Below are 20,172 nucleotides of genomic sequence, written 5' to 3'. Positions count from 1 at the left end.
GGGTCGATGGCGGCGTCCGGAGTAGGCGGACGTTACCGAGACTGGCGCGAGAGCCCCGGACGCCGTCACGGTCCGACCGAACGGCTTATTCGAGCGGCGGGAGTAGGTGAACGTGGCAGAGAGAGCCCGGCCCCCGTGTGCGAACACGAGGAAAGTCCCCCCACCGTCCGGACGGGTGACCGGGCGCAAGCCCGGAGTCGGAGACGGCTGGCTCTGGAACAGAAACGAGACCACTCGGCCCGACCGATGAGGTGTGCGAACCCGAGCGCGAGCGAGGGGAGTTGACCCACCGAGGGTAGCGTGATCGCGAAGGGACCACGGAGCTGCGAGCGGCGTCCGCCGCGCGCCTTCGAGGCGCTTCGCGTCTCGCCGACGGCGTACGGTTCCACCGGACGCCCCACGGGACCCGTCGGGTCCCGCGACGGCCGAGAACGGATGGAACGGCGAATCCTCACCGGTGCAAGTCCGCCTCGTCAAGGTAGTCCGGACGCGGAGGTGGACGCTCAGCCGAATGCCGGGACGAACAGAAGGGGGCTTACTCCTCTCAGCCGCTCGATTCCTCCAGCCACCGCTCCAGCCCCGGATAGTCGGCGACCAGCCCGTCGGCGCCGGCCCGCACTGCGTCCCGCGCCTCGACCCACGTCCGCACCGTCCAGGCGTTGATCGTCCGGCCGGCGTCGCGGGTGGCCGCGACGGCGTCGGGGTCGGCCGCCCGGAGCGCCGGGAGCGAGGGGTGGATCGCGTCGGCGTCGTGGCGCGCCGCGAGTTCGCGACCGGTCCCGAACTCCCGACAGATCGGCGCCAGTTCGACGTCCGCCGTCCGCTCGCGGACGGCCGCGAGCGCTCCCTCGGAGAACGAGGAGAGGAGGACGTGCCGGTCGTCGAGCGCCGAAAGCACCCGATCGACGAACGGCTGCCAGCGCTCGCGGGCGGCCGCGCGCTCGGCGAACGGGAGCGCCCCCCGACGGACCGTCGCCGCCCGCGGCCGCTTGAGTTCGACGTTGAGCGGTGCGTCCGTCTCGGCGAGCAGGCGGTCGAGGGACGGGACCGTCTCGCCGCTCGCCAGCACCCCCGCGGCCGTCACCGTCGACGGGTGGAGGTTCCGGACCGCGCCCGCGCCGTCGGTGATTCCGCGACTCCCGTCGCCGTCGTCGAGTCGGTCGTCGTGGAAGACGACCGGCGTGCCGTCGGCGCAGGCGACGACGTCGACCTCGACGAGGGCGGCCCGGTCGGCGGCCGCCCGGACGGCGCCGACGGTGTTCTCCGGGTTGACGCCGGCGAACCCGCGGTGGGCGACGACGGTCGGCGTCACGTGCGCTCAGTGCCCTCCTCCCACACGAAGCGGCCGTCGCGCTGGATCGGCTCGCCGTCGACCAGGAGCCGCGACCCCTCGCCCATCCGGGTGATGAGGTCGACGTGGATCGCACTCTCCGTCCCCGCCTCCCCGTCGGGCAGGCAGGCGTCGTAGGCGCGGCCGAGGGCGAGGTGGACGGTGCCCGCCATCTTCTCGTCGAAGAGGACGTTGTCCGTGGGGCGCGTGATGCCGCGGTTCATGCCGATCCCGAGCTCCCCCAGTCGCTTCGCGCCGGCGTCGGTGGCGAGGCAGTCGGCGAGCGCGGCCTCGCCGGTCGCCGCCGAGAACTCGACCACCTCGCCGTCGGCGAAGACGAGGTGGGCGTCGCGGACGCGGGCCCCCTCGACGGTGACGGGCACGTCGAAGGTCACCTCCCCCTCGGCGGACGCGGGCGCGGTGAACACCTCCCCGCTGGGGAGGTTGTGGGAGTCGTAGGCGACGCTCGCGGCGCTGTTGACGGCGGTGCGGCCGGCGACGGGGAGCGTGACGTCCGTGCCGTCCGCGACGATGCGGACCTCGTCGGCGTCGTCGAGACGTGCTTTCACCCGTCCCATCTCGTCGGCGAGAGCCGCCCAGTCGCGGAGGACGGCGTCGTAGACGAACTCGCGGTAGGCCTCGTAGGACATCCCGGCGGCCTGGGCGAGCGAACGGGTGGGGTGGACCGTCGACACCCAGTCGGTCGCCAGACGCGCCTCGCGGACGTCACTCCGGGCGCGGGCGTGGGCGTTCCGCACGTCGCCGGGGACGTCGGCGGTCGCCGCGGTGTTCCGGCCGCCGCGAAGCGAGAGGGTGACGTCGGCGCGCTCGTAGAGGGCACGCTCGGCGTCGGCGGGGGCGAAGTCGCCGTCGTGGGCGCGGAGGTAGGCGCGAGTTACCTCGTCGGAGCCGTAGGTGGCGAGCAGGTTCGCGCCCCGGTCGCCGAGGGCGGCGGCGACGGCGACGGCGAGGTCGTGGGCTCCCTCCTCGACGCGCACGACCACGTCGTCGCCGGGGTCGACTCGGGCGCTCCAGTCGACGAGCGTCTCGGCATGAGCGCGGATGCGGTCGTCCATGGGAAGGGATGGCCGCGGGGGAGCAAAAGGGCGGCGAGGGCGGAGACCGCAACCACTACCTCCCGGCGTCCGGGAAGGGGGGATATGCAACTGGGCGTCATCGGGCTGGGACGGATGGGACGGATCGTCGTCGATCGAGTGCTCGCGGCCGGCCACGAGGTCGTCGCGTTCGACATCGACGAGGAAGCGGTGGCGTCGGCCGCCGAGGCCGGTGCGGAGCCGGCCGACTCGATCGTCGACCTCGCGGACCGCCTCGGCGACGGGAAGCGGATCTGGCTGATGGTACCCGCGGGCGATCCGGTGGACGCCGCCCTCGACGAACTCGAACCGCGGCTGTCGGACGCGGACGTGGTCGTCGACGGTGGCAACTCCCACTTCGAGGATTCGGTCCGGCGAGCGGAGACGACCGACGCCGCCTACCTCGACTGCGGGACGAGCGGCGGGCCCGCCGGCGCCGAGTTGGGGTTCTCGCTCATGATCGGCGGCCCCGAGTGGGCCTACGACGAACTGGTTCCGGTCTTCGACGCCGTCGCCACCGGCCCGGACGGCCACGACCGGATGGGGCCGGCCGGGTCGGGTCACTACGTGAAGATGGTCCACAACGGCGTCGAGTACGCGCTGATGCAGGCCTACGGCGAGGGGTTCGAACTGCTCCACGAGGGCCGGTACGACCTGGACCTGGAGGCGGTCGCGCGGACCTGGAACAACGGCGCGGTGATCCGCTCGTGGCTGCTGGAACTCTGCGAGGAGGCGTTCCGCGAGGAGGGCACCGACTTGGACGACGTGGCCGACCACGTCGCCGGCGGATCGACGGGGACGTGGACGGTCCGGGAGGCACTGGAGCGGGAGGTGCCGGTCCCGCTGATCCACGGGGCGCTCGCCGAGCGGTTCGGCTCGCGCCGGGACCGGTTCTCGCGGCGCCTGGCCAACCGCCTGCGCTACGGGTTCGGCCGCCACGAGGTCGCGCGACGCGAGGAGTGACTCCCGGGTGGCGACGGGGATCACAATTCCCTTAACCCCCGCATCCATACCGCCAGCCATGGTCGAGGTAAATCTGGTGGGGCTGGGTATCGGCGCAGCCCTCACGCTCACGGCCGTTGCCCTCCATCTCTCGAAGGGGACGGGGTGGACCTCCACGACGGACATCAGTCAGGAGGTACTCGAACGGCGGGCCGAGTCGGTGCCCGAGACCGACTTCCCCGAGCCCATGAACCGGGCCATCGGCGCCGGCGGCGGCGGGGCCGTCGCGGCGGGCGCGGTCGCGGGCGAGGAGGAAGGGGCCGAACTCGAAGGCGGCGAGGCGGCCGAGGAGTCCGGGCCGTGGGACGTGCCCGACGACGAGGCCGAGACCTTCGAGATCGAGTTCACCAAGGAGGGCGACACCATCGAGGTGGCCGAAAACGAGACCGTCCTCGAGGCCGGCGAGGACGCGGGCTGGGACATGCCCTACGCCTGTCGACAGGGACAGTGTGTCTCGTGTGCCGGACAGATCACCTCCGGCGGCAACGCCGAGGACTACGTCGTTCACGACGACCAGCAGATGCTCGACGACAACGAACTCGGCGACGGCTACACGCTGACCTGCGTGGCCTACCCGAAGGACGACTTCACCATCGAGACCGGCGAGGCGCCCTAGGCCGACACGACGTCGACGCCCTCGATCTCGAACCGAGCGCCGTCCGCCTCGCCGAGGCCGACGGTCCACCCGTGTTCCTGTGCGATCCGTTCGACGATGGCCAGCCCCAGGCCCGTCCCCCCGTCGTCGGTGGTGAACCCCACCTCGAAGACGTCATCGCCGACGTCGTCGTCGATTCCCGGCCCGTCGTCGGCGACGTAGAGCCCCCGGTCGTCCGCGAGGAGGCCGACGGTGACGGTCACGCCGGCGTCGGTCGCGCCGTGTGCCACGCAGTTGCCGAGGAGGTTCTCCAGCAGGCGGCGGAACGCGGCCTCGTCGGCGCGGATCGTCGCGTCGTCGGCGACGAGCGTTTCGTCGTCGTCGGTCGCGAGGGACTCCCAGCACGCCGCGGCCGCCGACCGCAGGGAGAGGGGTTCGGGGGAGAGCGTGTCGGCGCCGCGGGCGAGCGTCAGCAGTTCCTCGATGAGGTCGAACCCGCGGTCGAGCGACCGGGCGGCGCGGGCGAGGTCCGCGTCGTCGCCGTACCGCTCGCGGGCGAGTTCGAGCGAGCCGTCGACGACCGAGAGTGGCGTCCGGAGGTCGTGTGAGACGACGCTGGCGAAGTCGGTCAGCCGCTCGTTCTGCCGTTCGAGCTCACGGGTGCGGTCGAGGAGCGTCAGCGCCGTGCCGGCGTTGGCGGCGAACACCTCCGCGAGGTGGACGTCGGCGGCGTCGAAGGCGCCGGCCTCCGTGCTCCCGACGCTCAACACGCCGTGATCGCCGATGGGGACGAACATCGCCGCGCGGACGCCGGACCGGTCGTAGCCGTCGTCGACGGTCCGCACGTCGTCGTAGACGAGCGTCTCGTCGTCGGCGAAGGCGCGCCCGGCGGTCCCCTCGCCGACCGCGTAATGTGGCCGCTCGCCGAGCGTCGCCGCGGCCTCGTCGGTGATCGCGACCGGCGGGAGTTCGGCCCCGTCGTCGTCGACGAGACGGACCAGGTTCCGCGGGTAGCCGAGGACGTCGCGCACCGCGTCGACGACGGTCTCCGCCACCTCGGTCCGGTCCGCGGCGCGGACGAGCGACCGCGTCACGTCGTGGAGACGCTCCAGCGTCCGTTCCCGCCGTTTGTTCTCCGTGATGTCGACGTAGAGGCCGAGCGTCCCGATCACCTCGCCGTCGGCGTTCACCCGCGGGCTGGCGCGAAACAGCGTCTCGACGTGATTGCCGTCCGCAGCGATCAGCGTCCGCTCCTGGTGACCGAAGGTGCCCTCGCGCCCGCGGTCGAACCCCTCGACGGCGTCGGGCATCGACGACTGGGCGTAGAGATCCCAGATCGATCGGCCGAACACTGCGTCGGGGTCGTAGCCGAGTCGGTCGAGAAAGCGGTCGTTGCAGTCCGCGACGACGGGTTCGCCGTTCACGTCCCGGAAGACCACGTACATCACCGGCGCGTCCTCGAAGAGTCGCCGGTACTGGGCGTCCCGGTCGGGTGCGGCTCGATCGGGCCCCGCGCCCTCGACCGCGTCACGGAGGCGGTCCGCGAGTCGGTCGGGGCCGCGTCGCTTCGGGACGTAGTCGGTGACGCCGGCGGCGATGGCGTCGCTGGCGATCCCCTCGTCGCCCGCGTCGGTGTAGAGCACCACCGGAAGGTCGGGACGGCGCTCCCGGACGGCGTCGAGCAGTCCGAGCCCGTCCGTCCCGGGGAGGTCGTACTCGCTCACCAGGCAGTCGACCGGCGGGGAGGGCGCGTCGTCGAGGGTGGCGAGCGCGTCGGCGGCGGCGGTGGCCGTCCGGACCGACAACCGGGGATCGGCCCGGTCCAGACGGTCGGCGACCGAGGGATCGGTGTCGACGTGGAGAACCGAAATCCGGGACTCGGTCGTTATGTCGGTCATGGTGAGAGTGGGTGATGTAACCCTGCCGGTCAGGGATCGATCAGTCGGCGGTTTCGGCGTCGGACGCGTCGCCGCCGTCGGTCGCGACGGGGTCGGCGCCGGTCGCCCCGCGGGCGGCGTCGGCGAGGGCGTCCATGCCGTCGACCGCCAGCACGACGAACGCCGCCTTGCTGATCAGATCGAGGTAGGCGATCACCAGCATCGTCATGTCGCGGGTGAGCAGCCCGACGCCGGAGGGTGCGAGTACCCAGACGAGCGGGTAGAGCGTCCAGAGCGCGATGGTCAGGTTCCGGAGGGTGACGAAGAGGGTGCGCGCCCGCTCGTTCGTGAACGACGCCAGGCGCGGGATGCGCACGTAGAGTTCGTACACCAGCACGCCGAAGGCGGCGAGGCCGCCGACGAAGGCCAGCCAGCGGATCCGGCCGGGGATGGCGACGGCCACCGCGCCGAGGACGAGCAGGGTGATGTCGGCGACGATCAGGCGGCCGAGCGACCCGCGCCCCGTGTTCCCGAGCATCGCGAGGAAGAGGAGGATAAGGGGGGTCGTGATCAGCCAGTCGACGTAGCGGGGCAGGGAGACGATCCGTCCGGAGACGGCGACGTCGCCGATCCCGAGCGACATCAGGGTGTACGCGACGGCCGCGACGCCGGTGACGCCGGCGAGCACGAGGTAATGTTCGCGGCGTTCGGGGTCGTTGCGGAGCCCCCACAGCGGCGCCAAGGTGCCGAGGACCATGCCGACGGCGCCGAGGGCCGCCCAAGTCGAGACGGAGGAGATCATCGGCGACCCCCCTCCTCGTAGCCGCCGTCACCGAGCGCGTTCGACCGCCCGCCGGCGGCCGACGGCTCGGGGTCCGCGCCCGCGTCGTCGACCTCGAAGTCGGCGAGCTGTTCGCGCAGGCGCGCGGCCCGGCGGGTCAGCTCGTCGGCCGCGTCGTCGACCTCGGCGAGGGTCCGCTCCTGCCGGCTGGCGGTGTCGGTCACGCCGGTGGCCTCCTCGGCGGTCTGCTTGCTGATCGCCGCCACCTCGTCGAGGCTCTCGACGACCCGCTCGGTGGAGTCGGCCTGGCCGTCGGTGGCGTCGGCGATGCCCTGGATGCTGGTGTCGATCTCCTCGACGTAGTCGGCGATCTGTTCGAGCGCGTCGATGGCGCCCTCGACGGTCTCGACGCCCTCGGCGACGCGCTGTCCGGTCTCCTGGGTGCCGGAGACGACGTCTTCGGTCCGCTCGCGGACCGACTCGATCCGGGCTTCGATCTCGCTTGCGGACTCCTTGGTCTCCTCGGCGAGGTTCTTCACCTCGTCGGCGACGACGGCGAAGCCGTCGGCGTCGCCCGCCTCGCCGTTGGCGTGGGCGGCCTCGATGGAGGCGTTGAGGGCGAGCAGGTTCGTCTGCTCGGCGATGTCGGAGATGACGTCGACGATCTCGCCGATCTCGGCCATCTCCTCGTTGAGCGCCTCGACCTCCGTCTGGGTCGCCTCGGTCGTCTCCTCGATCCCGTCGAGTTCCTCGACGGCGGCCTCGGCGGCGGCGCGGCCGTCCGCGCCCGCCTCGGCCGCGTGCTCGGAGGTATCCGCGACCGTGTCGACGGTGGCGGCGATCTCCTCGGCGCTGGCCGACAGGTCGTTCACCTCGCCGGTCATGTCCTGGAGGCTCTCGGTCTGGGTGCGCGCCCCGTCGGCGATCTCCGCGACCGACTCGTTGACCTCCTCGCTCGCGGCCTTGACTTTGGCGGCGTTGCTGTCGACCGCCTCGGCGGCGTTGGCGACCTCCGTGCCGAAGGTCTTGACCTCGTGGATCGTCGACTCGATCGAGGAGACCATATCGTTGAACGCGACGCCGATGGTGGCCATCGCCTCGTTGGAGTCGTTCACGTCGATCCGGCGGGTGAGGTCGCCGTCGGCCACGTCCTGCATCACCTCACCGTAGGTCTCGGCGGTGCGTTCGAGGCGCTCGCTGGTGCGAGTCGCCTCGGCGCGGGCCGCTTCGGCCTCGGCGCGGGCCGCCTCCGCCTCGTCGAGGGCCTCCTCGACCTCGGCGATGCGCTCCCGGAGGGAGTCACGCATCTGGTCGAACGACCAGTAGAGCTGGCCGATCTCGTCGGTCCGGCCGGTCGTCAGGTCGACGTCGAGGTCGCCGGTCGCCATCGCCTCGGCCTTGTCCGCCAGCCGCCGCAGGGACAGCGAGGTCCGACTCCCGACGGTGACACCGATCAGGGACAGGGAGATGACGGCCACGAGGATGAGGCCGAGGATCCCCGAGACGACGCCCCGCTGGACGGCGAAGGCCGCGTCGGCGGGCTGGGAGACGACGACCGACCAGTCGGTGGTCTCCATCGGCGCGGCGGCGACGGCCTGCCCGTCGGTCTCCGCGAAGGTCGCGCCCGCGAAGGCCCCGTCGGGGACGAACGTCGACGTCTCGCCGACGTCCGAACCGATCAGCGCCGTGTCCGGGTGGGCGATGATCGTGCCGTCCTCGCCGACGACGACCGTCTCGGTTCCGTCGTCAGCGGTGGCGAACCCCCCCACCTGCCGTTCGAAGTTGACCATGTAGACCAGCAGTCGGTCCGACCGTCCGTCGACGGGCGTCGCGACGGCGACGGTCGTGAAGTCGACGACATCGGGGCGGAAGGGGTCGGTGACCAGCACGTCGTCGGCGCCCTCGAAGGCGACGTCCTCCTGCGCGAAGGGCGCGCCCTGGGCGCGGGCGTCGACACCGACGAGGTCGTCGTCGGAACTGGTCACGATGGTGCCGGAGGTGGCGTCGACGTAGTGGACCGCCACGACCCCCGGCGGCGCCCGATCCTCGCTGGCCAGTTCGTCGAGCCGCGACTCGACGGCCGCCCGGTCGTCGCTCCGGAGCGCCGGGTGGTCCGAGGCCACCCGCGCCTGTGTCGTCAGCCCGGTGAGCCACGCGTCGAGCTGTGCCGACCGCTGTTCCGTCCGCTCCGTCATGTGTTGCTGGACGTCGTCGCGTAACTGTGCCGACGCATCGGCGCTCACCACACCGCCGACCGCGACCGTCAACAGCAGCGCCGCGACGAGGGCGGCTACCAGCTTGAGCCCGTACCGCTCTCGTATGCGATTCAGAAGGGGAATGCCCATGCCTGCTACGTCGTTGAGAATAGATTATAATAACCGCACCCCTCCAAGTACAACATCTGATAATCGGTGGACGTATCGGGCCACCGCGGCGGCGGAGGGCGTCCCCGGTCAGTCGGCCGGCGTCGTCACTTCGGGGTCGTCCGGGGGGGAACGGCCGAACCGCGTCCGGAGCACGGGGATCACCGAGCGGTCGAGTGCGACGGGCCCGCTCCCGGTGATCAGGAGCGCCGAGGTGAGGCCGAAGAGGGTGACGTGGGCGAGCACCGGGTCGTCCGGGAGGCCGAAGAGCGTGGTCGTGAGGATGAGGAAGCCGGCGCCGGCGGCGCTCCGGGTGAAGGTGCCGGTGAGGATACAGAGGCCGACGACGAGTTCGCCGAGGCCGGCGCCGAACACCCACATCTCGGGAGCGACCGGGAGGACCGCCGTGAGGTCGTACTTCTCGACGACCTGGAGCGCCCGGCCCGGGTCGAGCCACTTCTCGGTCACGCCGAGGTACGCGAAGTTGAACCCGAGGAAGATCCGGATGAACAGGGGCGCGACGGACTTCTCGACACCGGCCCTGGAGAGGAGGTCCGGAACGGTCGGTGTGTCGCGAAACCGGCTCATTATCGTGCCGTCGGTGAGAACCAGCCGGCGCAGGAGGAGGTCCGCGCTCGGCTGGCCGGGACCGACGACGAGGATGCCGAGGAAGCCGGCGACGTACTCGGAGGCGAGCAGGAGCGTGGGGAAATGCGTCGCTAGGCCGACGAGGTAGGTGACGAGGCCGGCGGCGGCCGCCAGCCGCGTCGCGAACCCGAACAGGAGGAGGAACGCGAGGGTGATCTGGACGAGTCGCACCTCGACGGTGACGACGGGCGAGAAGAAATAGCCGCCGAAGCCGGCGCCCATGAGCGGGAGGCCGGTGGCGAGACGCAACAGCCAGCCGAGGTACGGCTGGTACGAGCGGAGCGTCCGCCGGATCACCGTCACGTCCCGCAGGTGGTCGCCGTACCGGAGCCACCCCGCCGTCGCGACGACGACGCCGACGCCGCCGCCGCCGAGGAGCGCGAGGTGAAGCGGGTCCGAGAGGACGGTAGTGAGGAACTCGACGACCGTGGGCCCGTCGTCGTCCCCCTCCGTGACGTAGTCGACGTGTGCCCTGACGGGACGCGTGGCGACGAGCAGTGCCACGAGTAGTCCCGGCACGACGCGGCGGTTCCAGTCGCTGTTCATGCGCCAACCGAGGCTACCGTCGCTGATAAACACTCGGCTCGGTGCAGTACCCGCGCTATCGTCGCGTTCGAAACGGGTCGTGCACCCGATGGCCCGACGGAGCGCGGCCGTGGGACGACGTTCGGACGCGACTCAGATGCCGACGTTGGCCGCGAGCGGCCACGTCTCGCTGGCGAACACGAGGAAGGCGAGCGCGCCACCGAGGAGGGCGACGTTCTTCAGGAAGTTGTTGAACTCGTTCTGGTACTCCTCCTCGGGGGCGTTCCAGAAGTCGTGCATCGTCGGCGTCGCGGCGGCGAGGAAGACGGCGATGGCGCCGGCCGCGAGCGTCGGGTAGACGCCGAGGACGATGCCCAGACCGCCGGCGATCAGCAGGCCACCGGAGACGGGGACGCCGAGGGACGCCGCGGGGATGCCCTTGGCCTGCGCGTAGCCGATCATCCCCTCGGCGTTCAGGAAGTGGTTCAACCCGGTGAACGCCAGGACGACGCCGAAGAGGACGCGGGCGAGCAGGAAGGCCACGCCCGCACCGGCGGTGTCGAAGGCCATCAGGCGACCACCCCGGCGGGAGTGGTCGTGCGAAACGGTGCGTCGGCGGTGGATGAGTGAATCATCGTACCCGTACCCACGCCCCCCACGGAAATATACGTTATCTGACATTGGTGTCACCGGGTGGCGCGGATGTCACCGGGGGTGGCGCTATCACGGTAACATTTCGACACCTGATTCGTTCCGGAACTGCTAACCGGCGGGAGCGCGTGTCCCCGGTATGGCTATCGGAACGGGCAGCGACACGGAGACGTGTTACGTCATCGACTCGCTCGAACAGATCGGCTCGCAGTGGCGACTGGCGGTCCTACACGACCTGCAGGAGGGCGAGAAGCGGTTCAACGAACTCAAACGCTCCACCGGTGCGAGTTCGCGAACGCTCTCCCGGGTCGTCGACGACCTACAGGAGATGGGCTTCGTCGACCGGCGACTGGAGGAGGACGCCCCGGTGGCGACGTACTACTCGCTGACCGAGAAGGGGGAGTCGCTCTGTCCGGTGTTCGACGCCATCGGGGACTGGGCGCGGGAGTGGGTCGCCGAGGAGGAACTGGAGGCCTGAACGCCCGACCGTCTCATACGGATTATTGTAACTGTTTACCGGTGGTTCGCCAGAGCGGTCCGGCGAACCACCGGTAACGATTTACAATAAACAGTATCAATCGTCCCCGCGGTTCAGCCACACGATGGCCGGCCCTGCGAACAGGAGGAGCAACCCGAGGAAGGCCACGAGCGTCCAGACGCCGTGGAGCGATCCGCCCGCGTCGGCGGCCTGCCGGGTGGCCTCGCCCGTCGCCGGGTCGTTCAGGAGGAGCAACGCCTTGTCCTGGGGCATCACCGCCGGATAGGTCCGATCCGGGGACACCGAGAAAAACCGGATGAGGTTGGGAGCAGTGTCGGCCGGCACGGAGATGGATCGACCGTACCCGCCGACGATGGTGGCGATGAGGCCGAGCAGGGAGACGTCCAGCGCGGAGGGTCGATCACGATTAATTATTCCCGAGTCCATGCGCGCGTTAGGGGACCGCGATACAAATACTCCCGGTCGAGGACGAGGCGACATACTTAGCCGCCCTCGGCTCGACCACCCGCCATGACGCACCTCCTCGTCCGCGCGGCACGGGGCGAACGGACCGAACGGCCGCCCGTCTGGTTGATGCGACAGGCCGGCCGGCACATCCCCGAGTACCGCGAAATCCGCGCCGACTACGAGTTCCGCGAGGCCATCGAGACGCCGGAGGTGGCCACGCGGATCACCCTCCTGCCGTGGGAACTGTACGAACCCGATGGGGTGGTGATGTTCTCCGACATCCTGACCGTACTGGAGCCGCTGGGCTTCGACTACCACCTCGAGAGCGGCGTCGGCCCCGTCGTCGAGAACCCCGTCGAGGGGCCCGCGGACGCCGAGCGCCCCCGCGGATCGGTGGCCGAGGACCTCGACTTCGTCGGGTCGCTGCTCGACAACCTCGTCGAGCGGGTAGGCTCGGAGACGGCCATCATCGGCTTCGCCGGCGGCCCGTTCACCCTCGCCTCCTACGCCGTCGCCGGCGGCGCTTCACGGAACCACGGCCCGGTTCGGCGCTTCCGGGCGCGTCACCCCGAGGCGTTCCGCTCCCTCCTCTCGGCGTTCGCGGACGTGGTCCGGGAGTATCTGGAGTATCAGGCCGACCACGGCGCCGACGTGGTACAGCTGTTCGACACCTACGCGGGCGTGCTCTCGCCCGCTGACTACCGCGAGTTCGTCCTGCCGCTCCACCGCGAGATCCTGTCGGACCTCTCGGTGCCCTCCATCGTCTTCGTACGCAACATGGCCGGCCGCCTCGACAGCCTCGATGCGACCGGCGCCGACGTGGTCGGTCTCGACTGGACCGTCGACATGGCCGAGGCCCGGGAGACGCTCGGCGACCGGCCGGTCCAGGGCAACCTCGACCCCCAGCATCTCTTCGGCCCGACCGACTTCGTCCGCGAGCGGACGCGGGCGGTGATCGACGCCGCGGGGCCGCGCGGGCACATCCTCAACCTCGGCCACGGCGTCGACCGCGACACGCCCGTCGAGTCCGTGCGGGCGTTCGTCGAGACGGCGAAGTCGATCAGCCGGTAGGCGCTACGCCCCGGCGACGGCGGCCGTCGCCGTCTCCGACTCCGCGAACCGGCCGGCGAGCCGTTCGGCCTCCCGGACCCGCGCCGGGACGCCCATCCGTCCGGTGTAGTTGGTGGCCAGCGTGATGCCCTCCGGCGGGTCGACCGACTCCATGGCCGTCCACGAGCCGTCGTAGGCGGGCATCCCGCGGGGATGGCGGGTGACGTTCAGTACCTCGGCGGACGCCCCCATCACCGTCTCGAACTCCTCGCGGGCGACCCGCCCGAGCTCGTCGTCCGGGCGGTCGACCAGCCCCGGCCGTTTCATCCCCCCGAGGAAGCAAGTGTAGACGCCGTCACGGTCGAACAGGCTGGCGTTCCAGGTCACGCCGAGGGTCCGGAGCGACTCGTCGTGGCGGACCTGGTAGCCGAACCCCGCGGGGTCGGCCTCCGAGGCGAGGTGGACGTACGCGAGCGGGTTGTAGTAGAGCCGGCGGAGCGCGCGGGCGCTCTCCGGATCGACGGTATCGAGGAGGCCGGCGGTCACGTCCGCGCGCGCGGTAACGACCACCTCGTCGACGACGCGGTCCCCGGCAGCGGTGTCGAGGCGGTAGCCCGCCCCCTGGGTCGCGATACCCTCCACCGGCGTCTCCAGGTGCACCCGGTCGGCGTTGCGCTCGTAGAGCGCTCGGGGAAGCTGTGCCATGCCGTCGGCGAAGGAGATGGGCGCCTCCCGCTCTTTCCCCTGGAGTCGCCGGCGGAGCGCGGCGCGGACGAGGCTGCCGGAGCGTTCCATCCGGCGTACCGTCCGCAGGGCGTACTCGCCGGGCATCTCCGCGGGGTCGGAGCCGTAGATGCCGCCGAACAGCGGCGCGATCATGTTGTGGTAGGCCTCGTCGCCGAACTTCCGGGTGAAGTAGTCGGCCGCCGTCTCGTCGTCGCGGGCACCCTCGGTCAACGGCTCGGCGAGCATCCGGAGTTTCCCCGTCGCCGAGAGCAGGTCGGTCCGCATGAACGCCCCCATCGAGAGTGGAACCTGCCGGAGTCGACCGTCGGCATAGACGTAGAGGGGGAGGTCGGCGTCGGCGACCCGCAGGTCGGAGCGGAGGCCACAGGCGTCGATCAGTGTCTCCAGCCCGTCGGTCAACCGGGTGCGCTGAGGGCCGTGTTCGAGGACACGTCCGTCGACGCGGGTCGATCGGATCACCCCGCCGGGCTCCGACGACGCCTCGAAGGCGACGGTGTCGACGCCGCGCTCGCGGCAGAACTCCGAGAGCGCGAGCCCCGTGATGCCGGCGCCGACGATACCGACCGTCATGCCTCGTGGGGCGCGTTCAGGCACATCGTTCCCGGTTCGTCCCGGCACTCGCACTGTCGGAGGCCGGCGTACTCCGGATCGTACCCCGCGACGAACGGCTCGACGAGGTCGGCGAGCGCACCGACGAACCGGTCGTCGTCGTAGGGAATGGGGACCCGGTGGAAGTCGAGGCCCCGCTCCTCGGCCTCTTCACGGAGTTCGATGTCGAGTTCCGAGAGCGTCTCGCTCTGTTCGTGCATGAAGCTCACCGGCTCGACGACGACGCGGTCTGCGTCGACCGTCTCGACGACCGCCTCGACGTCGGGTTCGGTCCAGTCGACGTCGCGGTTCTCGTGGTTCTGGTAGCCGAGTTCGTAGTCCGGTGCGTCGAGCGCCGTCGCCACCACCGAACAGAACTCCTCGGTGTACTCCTCGTACCGGCTCCCCTCGTCGAGGTAGTACTGGGGGGTGCCGTGGGCCGAGAACACGAGACGGGTGCCGTCCCCGAGCGAGAGGTCGTGGTCGTCCAGATAGCGCCGGATGTTGTCGATACGGGCCCGGGTGTACGCCGGATGTTTGTGCCAGCCCGTGAGGGCGTCGACGGGGACGTCCCACCCCACCTCGTCGAGCGCCTCGTCGAGTTCGTCGAGGGATTGGACTGTCGTCGAGGGACCACAGAGCGGGTAGATCGGGAGCCCGATCAGATGGTCGACCCCGTCCTCGCGGGCCGCCTCCACCGCGTCGGTGATAAAGGGTGCCGTGTACTGCATCCCGTGATAGGTCTCGACGTCGTACCCCCGCCGCGAGAGCTCCTCGTCGAGCATCTCCGCCTGTGTGGTGGCGTGGTCGATCAGTGGGGAGCCGCCGATCTCGTCGTACTCCTCCATGAGGCCGGGTGCCCGGCGCTTGGCCAGCTCCGCCGCCCGCTCCCGGGCCGCCGCCTCGGTCGTCTCCCCTTCGATCGACATGTTCGCCAGGAAGATCCGTTCCAGGTAGTCGAGTACGTCCTCTCTGTGCCCCTCCGATGGCTCACCGAAGTTGAGCAACACGATCCCGGTAGTCATACACCCCGCCTAGGGACAGGTCGATACAAAACCTGTCGGTCGTTGCACGACGCTGACTGCCGACCCGAGCGTTTAAATCGTGACGTCGAACCGGTCCGGCCGACCCGGTCGGCGCCACCGAAGACAGGATTCCCCGGTTTGAACCGGTTGAAACCCCGATTCGATCGGGTTTTTCGCTGATCGAAGCCGGGCTTCATCAGGCATTAGAACCCCGGTAAGGTCCGGATACCTAAACCGGATCGGGACGAAGGGACGCGTATGAACTCCCGATCCACGGCCGAAAGCGGGGGAATGGGCGCGGCCGAAGCCACGACGGGAACGACCGTCGAGCGACAGCTACGGGCGGCACTCGAAGCCGCCGACTGCCACGAGACGCGGTTCCACCTCCGGCAGGCGCTACAGTTGGTCGAGGCCGACGAGACACCCACTCGGTGACCGTCGTCGTCAGTTATAGTAGCGTTTGGAACTGGTTGTACACCTGATCGCCCGCTGTCCTGCGATCAGGTGTGCAATGACTTACAAAGGCTACTATAGTAATCGTTATACGCGGGGTGGACTAGGCCCCACGTATGCAACGACGCGCTGCGGCCATCTACGTCGCGTTCTTTATCATCCTCGGCGCGGCGTCGTACTCGGTGATTGCCACGGCCACCGCGCCGACGGTCGAGTTCGACAATCCCGATCACAGACTCTCCCAGGGTGACGAGTTCTCGGTCGACGACCGAACGTACACCGTCACGACGATTTCGGCCGAGATGTCGGGCGGTGGCGGCGGCCACGGTGGCGGCGCCGAAGTCACGCGGTCCGGACAGGTCTCCTGGACCAACGATTCGGCACGCCACACCCAGACGTGGGAACACGAAGCCAACGTCACATACGACGGCGAGGAGTACCAGGTCCTCGTCGAGGACGCCGACGACCCGGCCGCGTTCAGACTGCAGGAGCGGATCAACCGGAGCGCGATCCTTCAGGACGATCCGACCGTGCGGAACGAACTCGTCACGGTCAACGGCACCGAACACGTCGTCCGCGAGAGCGGCGACAACCGATCGCTGACGCCGGCGAACGAGTACTTCCCGGAACCCGCCTCGACCCAGTACGGCGAGGGTGACACCCTCCAGTTCCAAGGGAACACGACGACGGTCGCCAGCGTATCCAGCGACGGCGCGACGCTCGCCTGGACAGCTCCCCGGACCAACAGGGTCGACGTCGGCAACGAGGCCAACGTCACGCTGAACGGCCAGCAGTACTTCGCGTACTTCCCGGACAACAGTACGCTCGTCCTGGAGAGTGACTACGGCGTGTACCAACGGCAGACCACCGAAATCGACACGTATCACGACCACGTCAACGGCCTCTGGGGCGTCTCCATCGTGAGTTTCGCGACGGCCATCCTGCTGCTCGGCATGGCGTACATGCCGTCGCGGTACTGAACGCCGCTCGGCCGTCGCCGGAACCGTTTTTTGCCGGAGTATCGTATGATCGATCATGAAGGTCTGGGTCGATCCGAAGGAGACGGCCACCGGAGCGTGGGGTGACGCGGCCGCGGACGCTCCCGAACCGTCGGCGTCGCCGGCCGCGCCCGTCGTCGAGCGGGCACACGCGACCCGGTATCCGATCCAGTACGCCGACGGCGCCTTCCTGACGCCGTCGACGATGCCGGGGGCGGAGTCGTCGGGATACGCCCGACTCCAGTTCAACTGCGCCGTCGACGGGGCAGGGACGATCAAGCTGACCGCCAGGGGCTACCGATGGGGCGGCGACGGGCCGGACGTTCGATTCAAGTCCCTGCTCTCGCGGGAGCCCGAGCCGACCGAGACGCTGCCCGTCGGGACCTACGAACGGTGGCATCGCTCCCAGGACGGCATCGTCTCGGGGTTCGAGGCGGGCGACGAGTATATCGACTTCGAGCCGGAAGACGGAACGACCGAGGAGGGTCGCGAACGGCGCGAGTGGGGACGACTCCGGTGGGCGGTACGGCTCCGGCTGGCCGAACTCGAACTGATCAGGAACGCCGCGTTCGCCCGGTATCGGCTCCGGGAGTGCGACGAGTGGGAGGCGGTTCGTGGGACGCTGCGTTGGAAGCCGACGGCCTTCGGGGACGCGGAACGCGGAGCGTGATCAGCCGCCGCGGACGGGAATCTTCGCCAGATCGACGCGTCGTTCGACCGTCTCGACCGCCTCCTCGCGGTAGATCAGCGCGACGACGGACACCGCGGCGGGCGTCGACCCCGCGGGGATCGATCGCTCGGCCGTGACGGTCCGGTTCTCCTCGGGCGCCAGGCGGTCGGTGCTCGTCCGCCCGTCGACGCTCCGTCCGTCCTCGAGGTGGACGTCGAGCAACTGGAACTCGTAGTCGGTCGATCCGGTGTTCGTCACGTCGACGGTCAGGGAGAGCGGCCAGCGATCCCCACCGGACTCCCGGAGGACGGCGCCGGAGAGCGTCTCGGAGCGGTCGGTCTCCGGGAGCATGTCGTCGCCGACACCGACGGCGTCGCCGTCGTCGGCGGCGGTCGGGGTCGACCCGCTCCCGTCCGCGTCGTCACCGCCGCTTCCGCCGAACTGATCGCGGAGGAGGCCCAGGAACGTGAGCCCCTCGACGAGCAGCGGGATGCCGATGCCGAAGCCGACGAGCAAGCGGATCAGGGTCCGCTTCGAGAGACCACCGGGCGTCCCGTCCGGCGGGTCGGCGGGGCCGCTTTCCGTTCCGTCGGTCCCGTCGTCCGGCGTGGTGGAATCGTCGCTCACGAGTGGGTGGTTACACCGGGATCGGCGGGCTTCCCGGGGCGAACAGGCCGTCGGCGACCAGTGCCGACAGCGGGAGGCCGTAGGCGAGCACGATCAGGACGATGGCGACTGCCGTCCAGAGCTTCAGGTTGTCGAGGATCTTCGGGCTGTGTTCCGGGCCGGAGAGCGGCGCCGGGATCGAGCCGTTGACCCGGATGGTGTCGGTGCCGTCGCCGCCCAGCCAGGTGCCGAAGACGACGATCAGGAAGAGGAGAAGGGCGACGAACAGCAGCGTCCCGCCGATGGCGATCTGGATGCGCATCTCGCTCACGCCGCCGACGACGCCCTCGAACGTGACGCTCCCGTACTGGGGTTCGGCGGTGCGGCGAGGGATGCCCGCGAGCCCCGCCCGATGCATCGCGTTCGACATGAGCGTCATGCCCACGAACCAGAGGTACGGCTGGACCGTCGCGAGCGACCGGAATCGCAGTCGGTTGCCGGTGATCTGTGGGAACAGCCAGTAGCCCGCGGCCATGAACGTGAGCGCGGAGGCCGTCCCGACGGTGAGGTGGAAGTGGCCGGGCACCCACAGGGTGTTGTGGACGAGGTAGTTGATGTTCATCCCGGCGTTGATTATGCCGGAGAAGCCGCCGGCGGCGAACATCAGGCCGGCGAGGGCACAGCCGGCGAAGGCGGGTTCGTCCCACGGGAGTTTCCGCAGCCAGGAGAGACGACCCTCACCGCCACGCTGTCGGGCGCCGTGTTCCATGCTGGCGACGACGGTGAACGCGGTGAGCAGGCTGGGCAGGAGGAGGAACATGGTGTTGGTCATCGCGATGAACTTGAACCCCTCGGGGATGCCGGGATCGACGTACTGGTGGTGGAACCCGACCGGCGTCGAGAGCAGGAGGAAGAGGACGAACACCACGCGGGCGAGCGGGTCGCTGAACAGGCGCCCGCCGGACAGCTTCGGCAACACGGTGTACCAGATGAAGTACGCCGGCATGAGCCAGAAGTAGACGACCGGGTGGCCGAAGTACCAGAAGAGCGTCCGGGTGAGCAGCGGGTCGACCTCGGCGATCAGCCCGAGGGACCACGGGAGGAGGAAGAAGAGCACCTCCACCGCGACGCCGGCCGAGGAGATGTACCACATCAGCATGGTCGTCAACACCATGAACGTCTGCAGTGGGATGCGCTGGTCCGGGTTGTCACCGCGCCAGTGCCAGTAGGTGCGGAACCAGTCGAAACCGGCGAGCCACGTCCCGACGATGAAGAGCGCGAGACCTGCGTAGAAGGCTGGATGCGCCTTCATCGGTGCGTAGAACGTGTAGAGTACGTCCGCGTTGAACGGGATGGAGGGAACCAGCCCACCGAGAATCGTGATGGCGGCCACGGCGGCACCCACGAACATCATGCCGAACCAGGTGTACGTCAACTTCGGGCTCGGTAACGAACGGTCGAGACTTCGCGTGACGCCCCAAGTGAAGAGCCCACACAGCGCGAAGATGGTGAACACGAGTGCGAGTAGGACGCCGTGACCCGTGAGCACCGTGTAGTAGTCCGCGGAACTCACGAAGCCACGGAAGACACCCGTGCGGTGGAGCGCCTGAACCATGCCGAACAGGCCGCCGACGCCGAGCGCCAGGAAGGCGACGGCCATGTTCCAGCGGACGATGCGTGCGTCGGTCGGAAAGTCGTCGACGTATGCCATTTAGCTACCCTCCGTGTCGTACTCGTCTTCGGGCACGACGACGAGTTGCCCCGCCATCGTATGGTGGCCGGAGCCACAGTACTCGTGACAGACGATCCCGTACTCCGCGGGGTCGTCGAACCGGACGGTCACCTCGGCGACCTGCCCCGGAATCGCCATGACGTTGACGTTGGTGCCCGCGACTTCGAAGCCGTGAACCACGTCGGCGGCGGTGATGTAGAACGTCACCTCCGAGTTGGCCGGCACCCGGATCGGCTCGGCGGTTCCGGGCTGGAAGAGGAACTGTCGGGCCACGACGTGAACCTCGTACTCGTTCTCGCCGACCTGCGTCACGCCGGGGTCGCCGAACTCGGTGTCGCCGAGCGAGTCGGCGTCGACCGTTCCACCGGAGTCGCTGACCATCGTTACACCAGGGCCGACCGCTCCGTAGGTCACCGTCGCGATGAGCCCGACGATCAACAGGAGCGCGGCCACGGTCCAGAGTTTCTCGTATCGATGAATTTCCATGTGTG

At 69.6% G+C, this 20,172-nt stretch carries 20 protein-coding genes and 1 other RNA gene; 8 read left to right on the top strand and 13 right to left on the bottom strand.

What is annotated here, in order from left to right; genetic code table 11:
• Positions 1 to 114 precede the first annotated feature (114 nt).
• Positions 115 to 550: RNase P RNA component (gene rnpB, locus NO364_RS16690), an RNA gene on the top strand.
• Here rnpB and NO364_RS16685 read toward each other — a convergent pair.
• Positions 545 to 1,312, bottom strand: a complete 768-nt coding sequence (locus NO364_RS16685; RefSeq protein WP_257628082.1) for a glycerophosphodiester phosphodiesterase — start codon at positions 1,310 to 1,312, stop codon at positions 545 to 547. The two genes, rnpB and NO364_RS16685, sit on opposite strands and share 6 nt — an antisense overlap.
• A complete protein-coding gene (locus NO364_RS16680; protein ID WP_157689814.1) occupies positions 1,309 to 2,406 on the bottom strand; it encodes an aminopeptidase in 1,098 nt (365 codons plus the stop codon). Before NO364_RS16680 ends, NO364_RS16685 begins: the two co-directional genes overlap by 4 nt.
• An 84-nt stretch (positions 2,407 to 2,490) precedes the next feature.
• Between NO364_RS16680 and gnd the strand changes: the two genes are divergently transcribed.
• Positions 2,491 to 3,387 (top strand): phosphogluconate dehydrogenase (NAD(+)-dependent, decarboxylating), encoded by an 897-nt coding sequence (gnd, locus tag NO364_RS16675; RefSeq protein ID WP_157689815.1) that lies wholly within the window; start codon positions 2,491 to 2,493, stop codon positions 3,385 to 3,387.
• A 58-nt stretch (positions 3,388 to 3,445) separates the two neighbouring features.
• Positions 3,446 to 4,042, top strand: a complete 597-nt coding sequence (locus tag NO364_RS18150; protein ID WP_157689816.1) for a 2Fe-2S iron-sulfur cluster-binding protein — start codon at positions 3,446 to 3,448, stop codon at positions 4,040 to 4,042.
• On the opposite strand, the gene NO364_RS16665 is transcribed toward NO364_RS18150, so the two are convergent.
• The 5 genes from NO364_RS16665 to NO364_RS16645 all read right to left on the bottom strand — a co-directional run bounded on the left by NO364_RS16665 (position 4,039) and on the right by NO364_RS16645 (position 10,785).
• Complete coding sequence (locus NO364_RS16665; RefSeq protein ID WP_257628081.1) at positions 4,039 to 5,919, bottom strand: receiver/sensor box histidine kinase; 1,881 nt, start codon at positions 5,917 to 5,919, stop codon at positions 4,039 to 4,041. The two genes, NO364_RS18150 and NO364_RS16665, sit on opposite strands and share 4 nt — an antisense overlap.
• Positions 5,920 to 5,959: 40 nt before the next feature.
• On the bottom strand, positions 5,960 to 6,700 hold the full coding sequence (locus NO364_RS16660; RefSeq protein WP_257628080.1) for a bacteriorhodopsin: 741 nt from the start codon (positions 6,698 to 6,700) through the stop codon (positions 5,960 to 5,962).
• On the bottom strand, positions 6,697 to 9,024 hold the full coding sequence (locus tag NO364_RS16655) for a methyl-accepting chemotaxis protein (protein ID WP_257628079.1): 2,328 nt from the start codon (positions 9,022 to 9,024) through the stop codon (positions 6,697 to 6,699). Before NO364_RS16655 ends, NO364_RS16660 begins: the two co-directional genes overlap by 4 nt.
• Positions 9,025 to 9,132: 108 nt before the next feature.
• Entirely contained in the window at positions 9,133 to 10,236 is a 1,104-nt protein-coding gene (locus tag NO364_RS16650) for a DoxX family protein (RefSeq protein WP_257628078.1), read from the bottom strand.
• Between the two features lie 132 nt (positions 10,237 to 10,368).
• Positions 10,369 to 10,785, bottom strand: coding sequence for a DoxX family protein (locus NO364_RS16645; protein WP_157689821.1), 417 nt, complete (start codon positions 10,783 to 10,785; stop codon positions 10,369 to 10,371).
• A gap of 220 nt (positions 10,786 to 11,005) precedes the next feature.
• Between NO364_RS16645 and NO364_RS16640 the strand changes: the two genes are divergently transcribed.
• Complete coding sequence (locus NO364_RS16640) at positions 11,006 to 11,344, top strand: winged helix-turn-helix transcriptional regulator (RefSeq protein WP_157689822.1); 339 nt, start codon at positions 11,006 to 11,008, stop codon at positions 11,342 to 11,344.
• 96 nt (positions 11,345 to 11,440) lie between these two features.
• On the opposite strand, the gene NO364_RS16635 is transcribed toward NO364_RS16640, so the two are convergent.
• Complete coding sequence (locus NO364_RS16635) at positions 11,441 to 11,791, bottom strand: hypothetical protein (protein ID WP_257628077.1); 351 nt, start codon at positions 11,789 to 11,791, stop codon at positions 11,441 to 11,443.
• An 84-nt stretch (positions 11,792 to 11,875) separates the two neighbouring features.
• Here NO364_RS16635 and hemE point away from each other — a divergent pair, with 84 nt between their 5' ends.
• On the top strand, positions 11,876 to 12,883 hold the full coding sequence (hemE, locus tag NO364_RS16630) for a uroporphyrinogen decarboxylase (RefSeq protein ID WP_157689824.1): 1,008 nt from the start codon (positions 11,876 to 11,878) through the stop codon (positions 12,881 to 12,883).
• Between the two features lie 3 nt (positions 12,884 to 12,886).
• Here the strand turns inward: hemE and hemG are convergent, their stop codons facing one another.
• Positions 12,887 to 14,203 (bottom strand): protoporphyrinogen oxidase, encoded by a 1,317-nt coding sequence (gene hemG, locus NO364_RS16625; RefSeq protein WP_257628076.1) that lies wholly within the window; start codon positions 14,201 to 14,203, stop codon positions 12,887 to 12,889.
• On the bottom strand, positions 14,176 to 15,222 hold the full coding sequence (gene hemH, locus NO364_RS16620; RefSeq protein WP_257628075.1) for a ferrochelatase: 1,047 nt from the start codon (positions 15,220 to 15,222) through the stop codon (positions 14,176 to 14,178). The genes hemG and hemH overlap by 28 nt, the downstream gene beginning before the upstream one ends.
• Positions 15,223 to 15,480: 258 nt before the next feature.
• Here hemH and NO364_RS16615 point away from each other — a divergent pair, with 258 nt between their 5' ends.
• From NO364_RS16615 to NO364_RS16605, 3 genes are all read left to right on the top strand, one after another.
• The gene (locus NO364_RS16615) at positions 15,481 to 15,657 is read left to right on the top strand and encodes a hypothetical protein (RefSeq protein ID WP_157689827.1); all 177 of its coding nucleotides are present in this window, start codon (positions 15,481 to 15,483) and stop codon (positions 15,655 to 15,657) included.
• Between the two features lie 134 nt (positions 15,658 to 15,791).
• Positions 15,792 to 16,655 carry a hypothetical protein gene (locus tag NO364_RS16610; protein WP_157689828.1) on the top strand — a complete coding sequence of 288 codons (864 nt, stop codon included), beginning with the start codon at positions 15,792 to 15,794 and terminating at the stop codon, positions 16,653 to 16,655.
• Positions 16,656 to 16,710: 55 nt separating this feature from the next.
• A complete protein-coding gene (locus tag NO364_RS16605) occupies positions 16,711 to 17,343 on the top strand; it encodes a hypothetical protein (RefSeq protein WP_257628074.1) in 633 nt (210 codons plus the stop codon).
• Here NO364_RS16605 and NO364_RS16600 read toward each other — a convergent pair whose 3' ends face one another.
• The 3 genes from NO364_RS16600 to NO364_RS16590 are packed head-to-tail and all read right to left on the bottom strand — an operon-like array spanning position 17,344 to position 20,167.
• Positions 17,344 to 17,970, bottom strand: a complete 627-nt coding sequence (locus NO364_RS16600; protein WP_257628073.1) for a hypothetical protein — start codon at positions 17,968 to 17,970, stop codon at positions 17,344 to 17,346.
• A gap of 10 nt (positions 17,971 to 17,980) precedes the next feature.
• Positions 17,981 to 19,660 carry a b(o/a)3-type cytochrome-c oxidase subunit 1 gene (locus tag NO364_RS16595; RefSeq protein ID WP_199243601.1) on the bottom strand — a complete coding sequence of 560 codons (1,680 nt, stop codon included), beginning with the start codon at positions 19,658 to 19,660 and terminating at the stop codon, positions 17,981 to 17,983.
• Entirely contained in the window at positions 19,661 to 20,167 is a 507-nt protein-coding gene (locus NO364_RS16590; RefSeq protein ID WP_257628072.1) for a cytochrome c oxidase subunit II, read from the bottom strand.
• Positions 20,168 to 20,172 lie beyond the last annotated feature (5 nt).

Source organism: Haloplanus salinarum, assembly GCF_024498175.1.
In the GTDB taxonomy this organism is placed as follows: Archaea; Halobacteriota; Halobacteria; order Halobacteriales; family Haloferacaceae; genus Haloplanus; species Haloplanus salinarum.
This window is presented reverse-complemented; position numbering and strand designations above follow the sequence as displayed.